Source organism: Duganella dendranthematis, assembly GCF_012849375.1.
Classification (GTDB): Bacteria; Pseudomonadota; Gammaproteobacteria; order Burkholderiales; family Burkholderiaceae_D; genus Rugamonas; species Rugamonas dendranthematis.
In genome coordinates, this window is sequence record NZ_CP051684.1 from 3,147,534 (window position 1) to 3,160,225 (window position 12,692).

Here is a 12,692-nt window from a genome sequence, read left to right on the forward strand (position 1 = left end):
TGGCGGCGGGGAATACCGCCAGCGTATCGTGCGTGCCTCAGTCAGCTACTGAGGAACACAAGGGTGATGGTCTTACTTGATGGCGTCCGCCAGGCCGGGGAGCGAATTAGATGCCGTGGTTGCCTTGGGCGATCTTGTCGTCGTAGTTTTGCTGAAGGCGCAGCCAAAAATCCACGTGTCCGCCAAAATGCTGCACGATATGCGTAGCAATTTCGGTGGACACGCTGCGTTTCTCGCCAAGCACTTCGGCGACTACGGCAACCGGCAAGTCGAGCATATTGGCAAACGCTACAGGCTTCATCTTTAACGGCACCATGAAATCCTCGCGCAGGATTTCGCCTGGATGAATCGGGCGCATTTTATCTTCAAGCATGCTTACCTCCTTCTAGCTGTGATAATCCACCAACTCGACTTCAGACGGTCCAGCGGCGGTCCACACGAAGCAAATCCTGTAGCGCTTATTGATGCGGATACTATGTTGTCCTTGGCGTGTACCGGCCAGCGCTTCGAGGCGATTTCCCGTTGGAACTCTTAAGTCATCAAGGTCGTTCGCAATATTCAGTTGCCGCAGCTTTCGTTCAAGCGCGGACCGAAACTGAGCGAACCTCGGCACAGCAAGGTTGTTAAACACTTTTTCCGTGTCTCTGCATTTAAAGGACTGTATCGGCATTGTCGACCATCGCTGGCGGCGGGGGAATACCGCCAGCGTATCGTGCGTGCCTCAGTCAGCTACTGAGGCAGCACAAGGGTGATGGTCTTATTTGATGGCGTCCGCCAGGCCGGGGGCGAATTCGGCGCCGTGTTTGACCTGGGCCGTCGAGGCTTTGAGGGCGCCGCCGATCGGTTCGGCGCGGCCGCTCAGGCATTTGGCCAGGAAGTTTTCGGTCACGGCGTTGAAGGCGATGTTGTTGACCGGCCGCGCAAAGCCGTGGCCTTCATCCGGAAACTCGACATACGTCACCGGAATATTCTTGGCCGCCATCGCCGCCACAATCTGTTCCGACTCGCGCACGTTGACGCGCGGGTCGTTGGCGCCCTGGCCGATCAGCAGCGGCCGCTGGATATCGGCGGCGAAGTTGAGCGGCGAACGTTCCTTCAGCAGGGCCTTGCCGGCGTCGGTAGTCGGGTCGCCCATGCGCTTGTAGAACTGCTGCTTGCCCGCTTCCCAATATGGTGGGATGGTTTGCAGCAGCGTGAACAGGTTGGACGGGCCGACGATGTCGACCCCGCAGGCAAAGGTGGTCGGCGTGAACGTCAGTCCGGCCAGCGTGGCGTAGCCGCCATACGAGCCGCCCATGATGGCCACTTTGTCTGCGGTGGTGACGCCGTTCTTGACCGCCCAGTCCACCGCATCAATCAAGTCGTCATGCATCTTGCGGCCCCATTGCAGGTCGCCGGCCGAGATAAATTTCTTGCCGAAGCCGGTCGAGCCGCGGTAGTTCACCGACAGTACCGCGTAGCCGCGGTTGGCCAGCCACTGGTGGTAGCCGTTATAGCCGAAGCCGTCGCGCGCCCACGGCCCGCCGTGTACTAGCAGCACCATCGGCACCGGCTTGCTGGCCTTGCCGCTGCCGTTGGCGTCCACCGATTTCGGTAAGGTCAGGTAGGACACCAGCGTCAGCCCATCGCGCGACTTGATCTCCTGCGGATGCATAGCCGCCAGCGGCGCGCCGTCCAGCTCCGGCCGGCTGACGTAGAGCTGGGTCAGCTTCTTGGCCTTGCGGTCGTACAGCCAGGTCGAGGCCGGCGCGGTGACGGGATCGACCGCCACCAGCCATTTGTCCTCGGCCTCGGTGCGCGAGGTGACGGCGAACTGGCCCTTGGTATTTTTCTTCAGGAACGCCAGGTCTTCCTTGATGCTGTTGTCGACCGGGATGTATTCCTGCTTCAGGTAGTTGACGGTGTAGGCCTGCACGCGGCCTGTGCGTTCGTCGAACAGCGGCTGGCCGATGTCGGCGCGGGTGTCTTCGGCAATTACGGTGGCCTTGCCGCTGGCGACATCCTGCGCCACCAGCGCGGCGGTGTTGCGGTTGCGCGAATCGATCCAGTACAGCGTCTTGCCGTCCGCCGTGAAGGCGCCGGGGCCGGTGGTCTGCGAATCTTCCAGGCTGACCTCGGCCAGTGGCGTGGTATCGATCTTGCCGTCGCTGATGCGGTAGTAGGTGGCGCCGCCATCGTCACGGGCTTTCTGGGCGATGCGCAGCTTGAGGTTGTCGTCGGCCACGAAGCCGCCGTAGCCGGCGTTCTGCTGCACCAGCGTCAGCTTGCCGCTGGCCAGCTCAAGGCTGTAGACATCGTGCCAGCGGGGATCGCGGTTGTTGACGCCGACCAAGATGCGGTCCTTGATCTTGCTGCTGATCTGCAGCACTTGCACGCGGGTCTTTTCAAACGGTGTGTAGTTGGTTTGCTTGCCGCTGGCGACGTTGACGCCGTACAGCAGGAAGTTCTCGTCGCCGCCCTTGTCCTGGATGAACAGCACCACGTTGGAATCCGGCGACCAGAAGCTGTTGCGGATCGGCCGGTTTTTTTCGTCGGTCAGCGGCCTGGCGTCGGACAGTTTGTCGGCCGGCGCGACCCACACATTGAGTACGCCGTCGCGCGGCGCGATCCACGACAGCCACTTGCCGTCCGGGCTGATCTTGGCGGCGGTTTTGCTGGGGTTGCCAAAAATCTTGCCGCGTTCGATCAGCGGCACATCGGCGGCGGGAGACTGGGCATAAACTGGCAAGACACTGGCCAGGAGCAGGGCAGGCAGGGCGTAGCGGATCATGGATACCTCATCGTCAGTGGATGGAAGACCAAGCATAGCAATTTAACACGCCCGCGCCACAGCGGGGCGACAGCCTGCAGCCTGCTGCGATGAATGGTCTAATAGCTGGAATGAGTGGTCCATCGCTAACCAAGCGGGAGGGGCCGCTCAATTCAAAGCTGCCTACACTGGCTGCAGAAGGAGACTGATCCACCCATGAAACACATAACACTACGCCAGATTAAAATCTTTGAAAGTGTGGCGCGCAACCTGAGTTTTTCGCGCGCGGCGGAAGACTTGCACCTGACCCAGCCGGCCGTGTCGATGCAGATCAAGCAGATGGAGGGGCTGGCGGGCTTGCCGCTATTTCAACATAGCGGCAAGCGCATCGCGCTGACCGAAGGCGGCTCGCTGGTGCTGCGCCACTGCCAGGTGATTCTGGCGGACCTGAACGCCGCCGAGCAGTCGCTGGCCGACCTGATGACTGGCGCCGTGCAGCGCCTGCGGGTCGGCCTGATCACGTCCGGCAGCCGTTTCTTCCCGCACATGATCAACGCCTTTCTCCAGCAGCATGCCGGGCTCCAGCTGGAGATGCAGGTGCGGCCGCGCGAGCAACTGCTGTCCATGCTGCGCGCCGACCAGCTGGACCTGGCGGTGATGGTGCGCGCGCCGTCCCTGCCCAGCCTGGCCGCAGAACCGTTTGCCGCCAATCCGTTCGTGCTGGTGGCGTCGCCCATGCATCCGCTGGCCGCCGAGCGCGAGATTCCGGTGGCGCGCATCGCCAGCGAATGCCTGCTGGTGCGCGAGAGCGGCACCGACACCCGCATCGTGGCCGACGACATCTTCCTCAGCCTGTCCAATCCGCCGCGCTTCATGGAGCTGGGGTGCAGCGAGGCGATCAAGCAATCGGTGATCGCCGGCATGGGCGTCAGCCTGCTGTCGGCGCAGGAGGTGCAGGCCGATGTGCGCGCCGGCCTGCTGACAGTGCTGGCGGTGCAGGGCTTGCCGGTCAAGCGCCAGTGGCATGTGGTGCATTGTGGCGACCGGCCGTTGCCGTCGGTGGCGCGCGGCTTCCGCCAGTTTTTGCTGGACGAGGCGGCGCTGCGGCTGGCGCCATTGGCGGTGCTGTAAGCACATCATGCCAGCGCCTGCCACAGCAGCGCGAGGTTGAGGCCGATGATGGCGGCGGTGGCGAGCACCGCCATGCAGGTCAGCTTGCGGCCGGCGGCAAAGCGGCCCATGATTGAGCGGCGCGATGACAGCACCACCAGCGCGATCAGCGGCACCGGCAGCACGATGCTGAGCACGATCTGGCTGTCGATCATGGCGCTCATCGGATTGGCGGTCAGGCACACCAGCACCGCCGGCACCATGGTGATCAGGCGCCGCGCCAGCATCGGAATGTGGAAGCCGACAAAGCCCTGCATGATGTTCTGGCCGGCCATGGTGCCCACCACCGAACTGGAAATGCCAGACGCCAGCAGCGAGATCAGGAACAGCAGCGCGGCGCCAGCGCCCAGCACCGGTGTCAGCGTGTGATAGGCCACGGTGATGTCGGTGATGCCGGGCGCGCTCCTGCTGAAGGCGCTGGCGGCCATCGCCACCATGGCCATGTTGACCAGTCCGGCCACGCCCAGCGCAAGCATCACTTCGCGGTTGGAAAAGCGCACCAGGCGCAGGCGCTGTTCATCGTTGCGGGCCGGCGCGCGGTTCTGCGTCAGGCCGGAATGCAGGTAGATCGAGTGCGGCATGATGGTGGCGCCGACGATGCCGACCGCCAGCATCAGCGCGTCCTTGCCGTGCAGCTCGGGCACCACACTGTGGAACAGCGCCGCGTGCCAGTCCGGCGGCGTGATGATCATCTCAGCCAGATAGCTGAGACCGATCACGGCGACCAGCGCGCCGATGACGATTTCGAGCGGCCGGAAGCCGGCCTGGTCGAGCGACAGGATGGCGTAGGTGACGATGCCGGTGATCATCAGTGCCCAGCCCAGCGCGATATGGAACAGTAGCGAGATGCCGAGCGCGCCGCCCATGAATTCGGCCAGGTCGGTGGCCATCGCCGCCACTTCCGAGCCCAGCCACATGGCGATCACCACCGGGCGCGGGAACTCATCGCGGCACAGCTCGGCCAGGCTGCGGCCGGTGACGATGCCGAGCTTGGCCGACATGGCCTGGAACAGCATCGACACCAGGCTGGCCAGCAGCACCACCCACAGCAGTTGATAGCCATAGGTAGAGCCGGCCTGGATGTTGGTGGCGAAGTTGCCAGGGTCCATGTAGGCCACCGAGGCGATCACCGCCGGGCCGGCAAACGCCAGCAGGCCGCGCGCGCCGCGCTGTGGGTGGTCGAGACTGTCGCGCATGGCGGCGACAGTGGCCTTGCTATCGATGGCGGCAAACATGGGGCGGCTCTCCTGCGGTAGCGTGGTTCAGTCCGCCGCGCTCGCTGATATGGGCGCGGCGGTGGGCGGGTGGTGCCGGGGCTTCAGGCCAGCACGTCGCGGCGGTCCTTCAGCTTGTGGATCACGTCGAGCGTGGCGTCGTCCACCCGCAGGTGCTCTTTGACCAATTGACGCGGCGTGTTGGCCAGCCATTGCGACAGCGTGACTTCCGAGAAGTGATCCGACTTGAACAGTTCCAGGAACACCAAGTCGGTGCTGCCGGTGTTCTTGACGTAGTGGCCGAGGTTTTTCTCGACATAGCCGACGTCGCCGGGGTTGAAGTCGACCGTCTGCGCCGCCGGGCCGGCGTTGAATACCGTCATGCTGCCCTTGCCCTGGATGAAGTATTGCCATTCATCGGCATCCGGATGCCAGTGCATCTCGCGCAGGCCGCCCGGACGCAGCGTGACCAGCGCCGCCGCCACCGTCTTGGAGATGGGGAAGTTGCGGGTGTCGATAATCTTCACCTCGCCGCCGGGCTGGCGCAGCGTCGGCGCCATGGCGCCGGTGCGGAAGATGAATGGATGGTCGGGACGGCCGGCCGACGAGGCGGAATACGCCTGGGCCGCAGCCAGCGGGCCGGCCGGGGCACCCTGGTAAATCCACAACTGCTCCAGCGGGATGTTCTTGAACTTGTCGGCCGGGATGCCGAAGTTTTGCGCCAGGATGTCCGGCGGCGTGTGGGCCAGCCATTCGGACACCATCAGCGTGTTGAACTCGCCGGCGGCGCCGTTGTCGAAGGCCAGTACGAACTCGCCGCCATCGGCGCCCAGGCCTTGCAGCGAATGCGGGAGGCCGGGCGGGAAGTACCACAGGTCGCCGGTCTTGACGTCGGCCACTTCGGCGCGGCCCAGGCTGTCGATGGTGGTGATGCGCACCTCGCCGCTGACCATGATGGCCCACTCCGCCTGCTGGTGCCAGTGCAGCTCGCGCACACCGCCAGGGCCGAGGCGCATGTTGACGCCGGCGATGTCCTTGGAAATCGGGAAGGCCTTGGTGGTGACTTCGCGGGCCCAACCGCCGTCCTGGATACGCTTGTGCGCCAGGTTGAATGAGGCCCATGGAATCGCCATGCCGCCAACGTCGGTCGGCGGCGGATTGGTGAACGACGGCATCTGGTCGCGCAGGATGGTATTTTTCGGGCCGGGCTCGGCGTTGGCGATGGCGCTGGAGTTGATTGCTCCTTGCAGCGGACGGTCTGGGTTGCCGAATTCAGCGGCTTTGACGGCGGCGGTGGCGCCCAGGGCGACGGCGCCGGCGGCGGCATTGGCCAGGACGCTGCGGCGTTTCAAGTCAGTCATGTTGGTTCTCCTGATATCTGGATGTCGGAATGCACCCGGTCAGGTCATAGTAGGTGCCGCTCCCTACAATGAATATTCAGAAATTCTTTGGCGCCGTCATAAGCGTTGTTGATAGTGTTGGCAGGATGGCCAAGGCCGGCGCCATAAGCTTGCCCGATGGCAATGCCTGCGGTATTGTATGAATTCTCACCTGACTGGAGCCCGCAATGACCGCAGCAAAACTGGAGATTCCCGAAGCCATCGTCAGCGCGCTGGGCGATTGGGTGCAGCAGGCGGCGGAAGCGGCTGTGGCCGGGCCGCGCGAGACGCTGGCGCGCACCGAAGAGGCATTGCAGACGGCCCGCACCGAACTGGCCGACACCGCCGCCGCGCGCGACCAGGCCAAGGCGCTGGCCGACGAGCGCGACGAGGAGATTCAACAGCTGATGGCCGAGCTGCGCAACGCGCGCAGCATCGCCACCGACGCGCTGGTCGGCAAGGCCAAGGATCAGCTGGCCATTGAAGGCAAGGATGCGCAACTGGCCGACCTGCGCGCGCAGATCGAGCGCAACGTGGCGGCCGCGGCGGCATTGTCGGACGCCCGCCTGACGGCCGAGATGGAACTGGTGGGCGCGGTCACCGCGCGCGACAACTACGCCGCCGAAATCAAGGAGCTGCGCGCCAAGCTGGCGGCGCGCCATGGTTGATACATTTCGTCATTTTACGTTGAATTGCTTTTAAGTTAATATCCGGTCATGTTCGACCGTAGACGATTCATTCTGGGCAGCGCGCTGGCGCTGGGCATCACGCCGGCGCGCGGCGCCACGCTGGTGCGGCATCCGCAATCGGAAGCGGAAGGGCATGGCACCGGCGCCGAGCACTATCCGGTGCGCCTGCTGCGCATGGCGCTGGCGCGCTCCGGCCATGACTACGCGCTGCAACCGACCGCCGTCATGATGCGGCAAAACCGCGCGCTGGCCGAGTTGCAGGCGGGCCGCGTGGTCGATGTGCTGTGGACCATGACGTCGCAGACGCGCGAGCGCGATTTGCTGCCGGTGCGGATTCCGCTCGACATGGGCCTGATCGGCTGGCGCCTGCTGCTGATACGCCGCAGCGACGCCGCGCGCTTCGGCGCCATCCGCCAGGCCGCCGAGCTGCAGGCGCTGGACGCGCTGCAAGGACACGACTGGCCCGACACCGATATCCTGCGCGCCAACCACTACAAGGTGCAGACGGCGTCCGACTACGCCGGCATGTTCAAGATGCTGGAGTCCGGGCGGGTCGATTATTTTCCGCGCGCCGTGTTTGAGGTCTGGCACGAGGCGGCCGCTTTCGCCCAGCAGGGACTGATGGTGGCGCCGGGACTGGCGCTGCATTATCCGAGCGCGTTCTACTTCTTCGTTAAAAAATCCAATACTGCACTGGCGGCGTCCATCCAGCGCGGACTGGAAAGCATGCTGGCCGACGGCAGCTATGTTCGGCTGTTTCAGGAATACTTCGGCGAGATGACGGCGCGCTCGACGCTGGGTGCGCGTCGCGTGTTTGAGTTGCGCAATCCGCTGCTGTCGGCCGCCACGCCGCTTGGCCGGCGCGCACTGTGGTACCACCCGGGGCGGCCATAGCGGGCGTCGGTCGAAGATGTCATCGCCGCGTCATGTTTTCGTCAGACCGGGATTTCTATACTGGGTCTTTCCAGTGCGGTGAGATCCAACATGACTTCTCAATATTCAATGCCAGGGCAGCGGCTTGCTGGCGCGCTTTACGTCGGCGCGGTGGCGATTACCATCAATATGCTGCTGCTGAGGGCAGCCGACCTGTTCTCCGTGCAGACCGCCAAGGGCGGCCTGCTGCGGCTGATTGCGCCGCTGGCAGGACCGGTGCTGGACTGGATCGGCGTTGCCACTGCCTGGCGCACGCTGGGCGGGCCGAGTGTCAACAGCGCCGTGTTCCAGGGCGGCTTTCATTTTGTGGTGGGCCTCGGCATGGCGCTGATCTACACCATGATCCTGGAGCCGCGCCTGCCTGGCGCATTCTGGCGCAAAGGGTTGTTGTATGCGCTGCTGGTCTGGCTGCTGAACGCCTTCGTCATCCTGCCGTACAGCGGCGAGGGCGTCGCCGGCAGCGCCCACTTGCGGCTGACTGGCATGGTGTGGTTTGCCGTGGCGCACACGGCGTTCTTCATGTTGCTGGCGGCCGGCTACCAGCGCTACCTGGCCGCACGCAGGCGCTAGCGGCCTTTGTCCAACACCGGCATCACGCCGTTGTTGGCATCGTCTGACGGCTCGACATTGCCGAAGTAGACGTCCAGATCCTGGGCCGGCTGGAAGTTGCTCAGGTGGACCTGGTAGGTCTTGGCGTCGGTCTTCTTGAAGGCGCCGGGGAAGCACAGGCTGACCAGCTGGGCTGGCGCGGTCTTGACCACGTTCAGCGTGAAGTCCTCGATGCCGTGTTTCCAGGTATTGCCGGTCTTGAGGATGTACGAGACCTTGGCTGCGCTCAGATAACTGCCGGTGGGATCGTTGTTGCGCTTGGCCAGCTTGTGCCAGCTTTTCAGAAAGGCGGCGTCGGCGCAATACAGCTTGGCGGTCTCGTCATCCATGCCCGATTCGCCGGGACCGGCCGAGATAAAGGGGCGATACTCGTGATGCACGCGCACCACCTTATTGGCGGGGAACTTCTGCTGCCACACATAGTTGACCTGGATCTGCCACGCCGGCGCCATCTCGCCATCCGGTCCTTCGGCGATCAGCTTGAGCTTGGTGAGCTGCTGGCGCTGCTGGGTGGTGAACGGCTGCTCCTTGGTGGGCGGGCTGAAGGACGGGTGATAGGCGATTTGTGCGTCGGTCAGGCCGAGCTTGTGCAGTTGTTCGGTGACGTCTCTCTTGTCCAGCAGCGCTTGCACCACGGTGCGGAAGCCGACCGGCTTGCCGTCCACCTTGATTGAGAAGCCGTTGGGCTGGCCGTAGTACGTATCGTTGGGCTGCTGCGCGGCCGGATAGGCGGGCAGCGGGAAGATGATGGTCTCCTCCACATCCTGCGCCGCCTCGTTGAGGAATTCATAGTCAACGCTGATCAAGCGGTGGCTGACGGTGAGCACTTCCTTCTTCATGGCGATGGCGTCGGTCTTGCGGAACACAATGCCACCCGCACTGACGCCGCCAATACCGTCATTGGCGCTGGCGAGGAGGGGGAGCATCAGGACGGCTGCGAGGGCAGATTTCATAAACGGTGCTTTTTAGGAAAAAGTAAAAAGTTGACAATATACCTAAGAGTTCCGACAATGCCGTTCAATTGAACTGCAGCGTGCTGTGTTGTGCTGCTCAGATCACTCGCAAGCTCAACCAGGGAGGATTCATGCAGTTTAAGAAATATCTCTTCATATCGAGCGCCTGTGCTGCGGCTTGGTTTCTTTGCCCTGGCGCGTCGGCAGCGCCAGTAAATGACGCCAACCGATCGGCGAGCCAATTGATACAGCAGACCATGAAGGAACTGCGCATTCCTGGTTTGCAGATTGCCGTTATCAAAGACGGTCAGCTTGTCTTATCGGAAAGCTATGGCTTGGCCAATGTAGAGAATAGCGTGCCGGTCACGCCTGTGACGCTGTTTCCCATCAACTCCGCGACAAAAGCGTTTACGGGCGTCGCCATGATGCAGTTGGCCGAAGCCGGGCTGGTCGATCTTAACGCCCCGGTCTCACGCTATCTGGATGACCTGCCTGAGAGTTGGCGGGGAATTCGCCTTCGCCAACTACTGGGGCACACGTCCGGCCTCCCCGATATCGTCGACCAGAAAGGTCTGATTGCCGGGGCGAGTGAACGTGATGCCTGGAAGGCAGTGAAGGCCTTGCCGATGGATGCACCGGTTGGTGACAGGTTTGCCTACAATCAAACGAACTATGGACTGCTGGCGCAGATCATCGCCAAGCAAGCAAAAATTCCGTACGAGCAGTATCTTGCAAAGAACCAGTTCGCACCGGCAAAGATGCCCTTGTCAACGTTCGGCGACAGCTATGACCTCGTTACCAATGCGGCGACGATCTACAGCCACTCGCCGCGCGGCACCATGGCCAGCGGCGACGACAACCGCTTGTCCCATTGGATCTACGAGATTCCTTACAGCCTTTGGGCTGGCGGTGGAATGCAGACCACTGCCGATGAAGTCGCGCGCTGGATTATGGCGCTGTCGAGCGGTAAGTTCATCAGTGCAGCTAATGTCGACAATATGTGGACACCTGAAAAACTGAACAGCGGTGCTGACGGAGACTGGGGCGCGGGATGGCCGGTACTACATGCCGCGCCGGATCGGCAAGTGGCGGGGATAGGCGGCGCGCGTGCGGCATTCATCGTTTATCCGGATGAACAACTGGCCATCATCGTACTCACCAATCTCGCCGGAGCGAATCCCCAACGTTTCATCCCGCAGATAGCCAGGCTTTACAAATCTCGGTAGGCTTGTCGGGGGCTGTGCTGTCCGACAAGGTGTGACGCTGGGGAACAAAAAAAACGCCACCCGAAGGTGGCGCTTTTTTGAATTCTTGGTGGCCCGGGGCGGAATCGAACCACCGACACAAGGATTTTCAATCCTCTGCTCTACCAACTGAGCTACCAGGCCAAGGGCCGCAATTATAGCGACCAGCTGCCGGGTTTGGCAAGGGGCTGAATCCATTTTATTGACAGCAATATGGTGGAGGGATAAATTTAGTCAATTAGACAATCTCATCAGACAGGGACGATATGAACAAGGCGGCTTGGTGGTTGGCGGTGTTGGCGGCGGCGGGCGCGGCGCACGGGGCGGCGTTGACGCCGGTTCAGCAGCAGATGCGGTCGATTTACCAGGAGCTGGTGGAGACCAATACCACCAATTCGGTTGGCTCCTGTACCGTGGCCGCGCAGAAGATGGCCAGGCGCCTCAAAGCCGGCGGCTTCAAGGACAACGAACTGCAGATGATCATCCCGCCCGGCGGCCCGCAAAAAGGCAATCTGATCGCGCGCCTGAAGGGCGACGGCAGCAAGAAACCGCTGCTGCTGCTGGCCCATATCGACGTGGTCGAGGCCAAGCGCGAGGACTGGGAGCGCGATCCGTTCAAGCTGGTCGAGGAAAACGGCATGTTTTACGCGCGCGGTTCGTCGGACGACAAGGCGATGGCCGCCGCCTTCGTCAACAATATGCTGCTCTACAAAAAAGAGAAGCTGCCGCTGAAGCGCGACATTATCCTGGCGCTGACCTGCGATGAGGAGCTGGTGCCGTCCCAGTTTGACGGCGCCGAATACCTGGTCAACCATCACCGTGCGCTGATCGACGCCGAGATCGCGCTGAACGAAGGCGGCGGCGGTCTGCTGGACAAGGACGGCAAGCCGGTGCGCCACGGCATCCAGGCTGGCGAAAAAATCTACCAGAGCTTCCAGCTGGAGGTGACCAATCCCGGCGGCCACAGTTCTGCGCCGTTCAAGGACAACGCGATTTATCATCTGGCCGATGGTTTGTCGCGGCTGGGGCAGTTCTCGTTCCCGTTCAAGCTGTCGCCGGTCACGCGCGCGTACTACGAGCGCATGTCGACGATTGAGAAGGGCCAGGTGGCGCAGGACATGAAGGCGATCCTGCAAGATCCGCCGGACCAGGCGGCGCTGGAGCGTTTGTATGCAGTGAGCCCCGTCCACAATTCCACCGTGCGCACCACCTGCGTGGCGACCAAGGTCGATGCCGGCCACGCCGATAATGCGCTGCCGCAGCGGGCGCGGGCCACGGTCAATTGCCGCATTCTGCCGGGCGAGCCGATCGCCGAGGTGCAGGCGACCTTGCAGCGCGTGGTGGCCGATGACAAGATCAAGATCACCCGCATCGGTGATGGCGTGGATGGCCCGATGCCGCCCATGACGCCGGTGCTGATGGCGGCGGTGGAAGATATCAGTAACGCCATGTGGCCGGGCGTGCCGGTGGTGCCGACCATGTCGACCGGCGGCACCGATGGCCGTTTCCTCAACAATGCCGGCATCTGGACGTATGGCGTCAGCGGCATGTTCCATGGTCCGGAAGGCAGCGGTGCGCATGGTTTGAATGAGCACATTCGCGTGAAGTCGCTGTACGATGGCCAGGAATACCTGTACCGCCTCGGCAAGCGGCTGGCGACGGAATAGGGTGGTGTTTGATTGCGCTGTGCGCGGCACTGCTGCAACCCGCACAGCGCTGCGGCCAGGGTCTGACCCCGTACGGGGTCAGACC

Annotated in this window: 12 protein-coding genes and 1 tRNA gene; 6 read left to right on the top strand and 7 right to left on the bottom strand. The window is 62.9% G+C overall.

Features of this window, described 5'->3' with window-relative positions; translation table 11 throughout:
- Positions 1 to 106: 106 nt before the first annotated feature.
- From HH213_RS14340 to HH213_RS14350, 3 genes are all read right to left on the bottom strand, one after another.
- The gene (locus HH213_RS14340) at positions 107 to 373 is read right to left on the bottom strand and encodes a HigA family addiction module antitoxin (protein ID WP_110846580.1); all 267 of its coding nucleotides are present in this window, start codon (positions 371 to 373) and stop codon (positions 107 to 109) included.
- 12 nt (positions 374 to 385) lie between these two features.
- Positions 386 to 670 (bottom strand): type II toxin-antitoxin system RelE/ParE family toxin, encoded by a 285-nt coding sequence (locus tag HH213_RS14345; protein WP_169112660.1) that lies wholly within the window; start codon positions 668 to 670, stop codon positions 386 to 388.
- Between the two features lie 87 nt (positions 671 to 757).
- Positions 758 to 2,770 carry a S9 family peptidase gene (locus tag HH213_RS14350; RefSeq protein WP_169112661.1) on the bottom strand — a complete coding sequence of 671 codons (2,013 nt, stop codon included), beginning with the start codon at positions 2,768 to 2,770 and terminating at the stop codon, positions 758 to 760.
- A gap of 195 nt (positions 2,771 to 2,965) precedes the next feature.
- Here HH213_RS14350 and HH213_RS14355 point away from each other — a divergent pair, with 195 nt between their 5' ends.
- Positions 2,966 to 3,880: a LysR family transcriptional regulator gene (locus HH213_RS14355; protein ID WP_169112662.1), complete on the top strand. Its 915-nt coding sequence runs from the start codon at positions 2,966 to 2,968 to the stop codon at positions 3,878 to 3,880.
- Between the two features lie 5 nt (positions 3,881 to 3,885).
- Here the strand turns inward: HH213_RS14355 and HH213_RS14360 are convergent, their stop codons facing one another.
- Positions 3,886 to 5,154: an Nramp family divalent metal transporter gene (locus tag HH213_RS14360; protein ID WP_169112663.1), complete on the bottom strand. Its 1,269-nt coding sequence runs from the start codon at positions 5,152 to 5,154 to the stop codon at positions 3,886 to 3,888.
- Positions 5,155 to 5,237: 83 nt separating this feature from the next.
- Positions 5,238 to 6,494, bottom strand: a complete 1,257-nt coding sequence (locus HH213_RS14365; RefSeq protein ID WP_110846584.1) for a cupin domain-containing protein — start codon at positions 6,492 to 6,494, stop codon at positions 5,238 to 5,240.
- A gap of 206 nt (positions 6,495 to 6,700) precedes the next feature.
- Between HH213_RS14365 and HH213_RS14370 the strand changes: the two genes are divergently transcribed.
- The 3 genes from HH213_RS14370 (at position 6,701) to HH213_RS14380 (ending at position 8,704) form a co-directional block, all read left to right on the top strand.
- Complete coding sequence (locus tag HH213_RS14370) at positions 6,701 to 7,180, top strand: hypothetical protein (protein ID WP_169112664.1); 480 nt, start codon at positions 6,701 to 6,703, stop codon at positions 7,178 to 7,180.
- Between the two features lie 48 nt (positions 7,181 to 7,228).
- Positions 7,229 to 8,095, top strand: coding sequence for a substrate-binding periplasmic protein (locus tag HH213_RS14375; protein ID WP_169112665.1), 867 nt, complete (start codon positions 7,229 to 7,231; stop codon positions 8,093 to 8,095).
- A gap of 90 nt (positions 8,096 to 8,185) precedes the next feature.
- Positions 8,186 to 8,704 (top strand): hypothetical protein, encoded by a 519-nt coding sequence (locus HH213_RS14380; RefSeq protein ID WP_169112666.1) that lies wholly within the window; start codon positions 8,186 to 8,188, stop codon positions 8,702 to 8,704.
- Here the strand turns inward: HH213_RS14380 and HH213_RS14385 are convergent.
- On the bottom strand, positions 8,701 to 9,669 hold the full coding sequence (locus HH213_RS14385) for a DUF4424 family protein (protein WP_169112667.1): 969 nt from the start codon (positions 9,667 to 9,669) through the stop codon (positions 8,701 to 8,703). The two genes, HH213_RS14380 and HH213_RS14385, sit on opposite strands and share 4 nt — an antisense overlap.
- A gap of 158 nt (positions 9,670 to 9,827) precedes the next feature.
- Here HH213_RS14385 and HH213_RS14390 point away from each other — a divergent pair, with 158 nt between their 5' ends.
- On the top strand, positions 9,828 to 10,922 hold the full coding sequence (locus HH213_RS14390) for a serine hydrolase domain-containing protein (RefSeq protein ID WP_169112668.1): 1,095 nt from the start codon (positions 9,828 to 9,830) through the stop codon (positions 10,920 to 10,922).
- Between the two features lie 86 nt (positions 10,923 to 11,008).
- On the opposite strand, the gene HH213_RS14395 is transcribed toward HH213_RS14390, so the two are convergent.
- Positions 11,009 to 11,084, bottom strand: a tRNA-Phe gene (locus HH213_RS14395).
- A 122-nt stretch (positions 11,085 to 11,206) separates the two neighbouring features.
- Between HH213_RS14395 and HH213_RS14400 the strand changes: the two genes are divergently transcribed.
- Positions 11,207 to 12,607, top strand: a complete 1,401-nt coding sequence (locus tag HH213_RS14400) for a M20/M25/M40 family metallo-hydrolase (RefSeq protein WP_169112669.1) — start codon at positions 11,207 to 11,209, stop codon at positions 12,605 to 12,607.
- The last annotated feature ends 85 nt before the right edge of the window (positions 12,608 to 12,692 follow it).

What these genes read in the sequence shown, in the direction of transcription:
- HH213_RS14340 (WP_110846580.1), bottom strand. Translation starts at nt 373, where the DNA reads ATGCTTGAAGATAAAATGCGCCCGATTCATCCAGGCGAAATCCTGCGC.
- HH213_RS14345 (WP_169112660.1), bottom strand. Translation starts at nt 670, where the DNA reads ATGCCGATACAGTCCTTTAAATGCAGAGACACGGAAAAAGTGTTTAAC.
- HH213_RS14350 (WP_169112661.1), bottom strand. Translation starts at nt 2,770, where the DNA reads ATGATCCGCTACGCCCTGCCTGCCCTGCTCCTGGCCAGTGTCTTGCCA.
- HH213_RS14355 (WP_169112662.1), top strand. Translation starts at nt 2,966, where the DNA reads ATGAAACACATAACACTACGCCAGATTAAAATCTTTGAAAGTGTGGCG.
- HH213_RS14360 (WP_169112663.1), bottom strand. Translation starts at nt 5,154, where the DNA reads ATGTTTGCCGCCATCGATAGCAAGGCCACTGTCGCCGCCATGCGCGAC.
- HH213_RS14365 (WP_110846584.1), bottom strand. Translation starts at nt 6,494, where the DNA reads ATGACTGACTTGAAACGCCGCAGCGTCCTGGCCAATGCCGCCGCCGGC.
- HH213_RS14370 (WP_169112664.1), top strand. Translation starts at nt 6,701, where the DNA reads ATGACCGCAGCAAAACTGGAGATTCCCGAAGCCATCGTCAGCGCGCTG.
- HH213_RS14375 (WP_169112665.1), top strand. Translation starts at nt 7,229, where the DNA reads ATGTTCGACCGTAGACGATTCATTCTGGGCAGCGCGCTGGCGCTGGGC.
- HH213_RS14380 (WP_169112666.1), top strand. Translation starts at nt 8,186, where the DNA reads ATGACTTCTCAATATTCAATGCCAGGGCAGCGGCTTGCTGGCGCGCTT.
- HH213_RS14385 (WP_169112667.1), bottom strand. Translation starts at nt 9,669, where the DNA reads ATGCTCCCCCTCCTCGCCAGCGCCAATGACGGTATTGGCGGCGTCAGT.
- HH213_RS14390 (WP_169112668.1), top strand. Translation starts at nt 9,828, where the DNA reads ATGCAGTTTAAGAAATATCTCTTCATATCGAGCGCCTGTGCTGCGGCT.
- HH213_RS14400 (WP_169112669.1), top strand. Translation starts at nt 11,207, where the DNA reads ATGAACAAGGCGGCTTGGTGGTTGGCGGTGTTGGCGGCGGCGGGCGCG.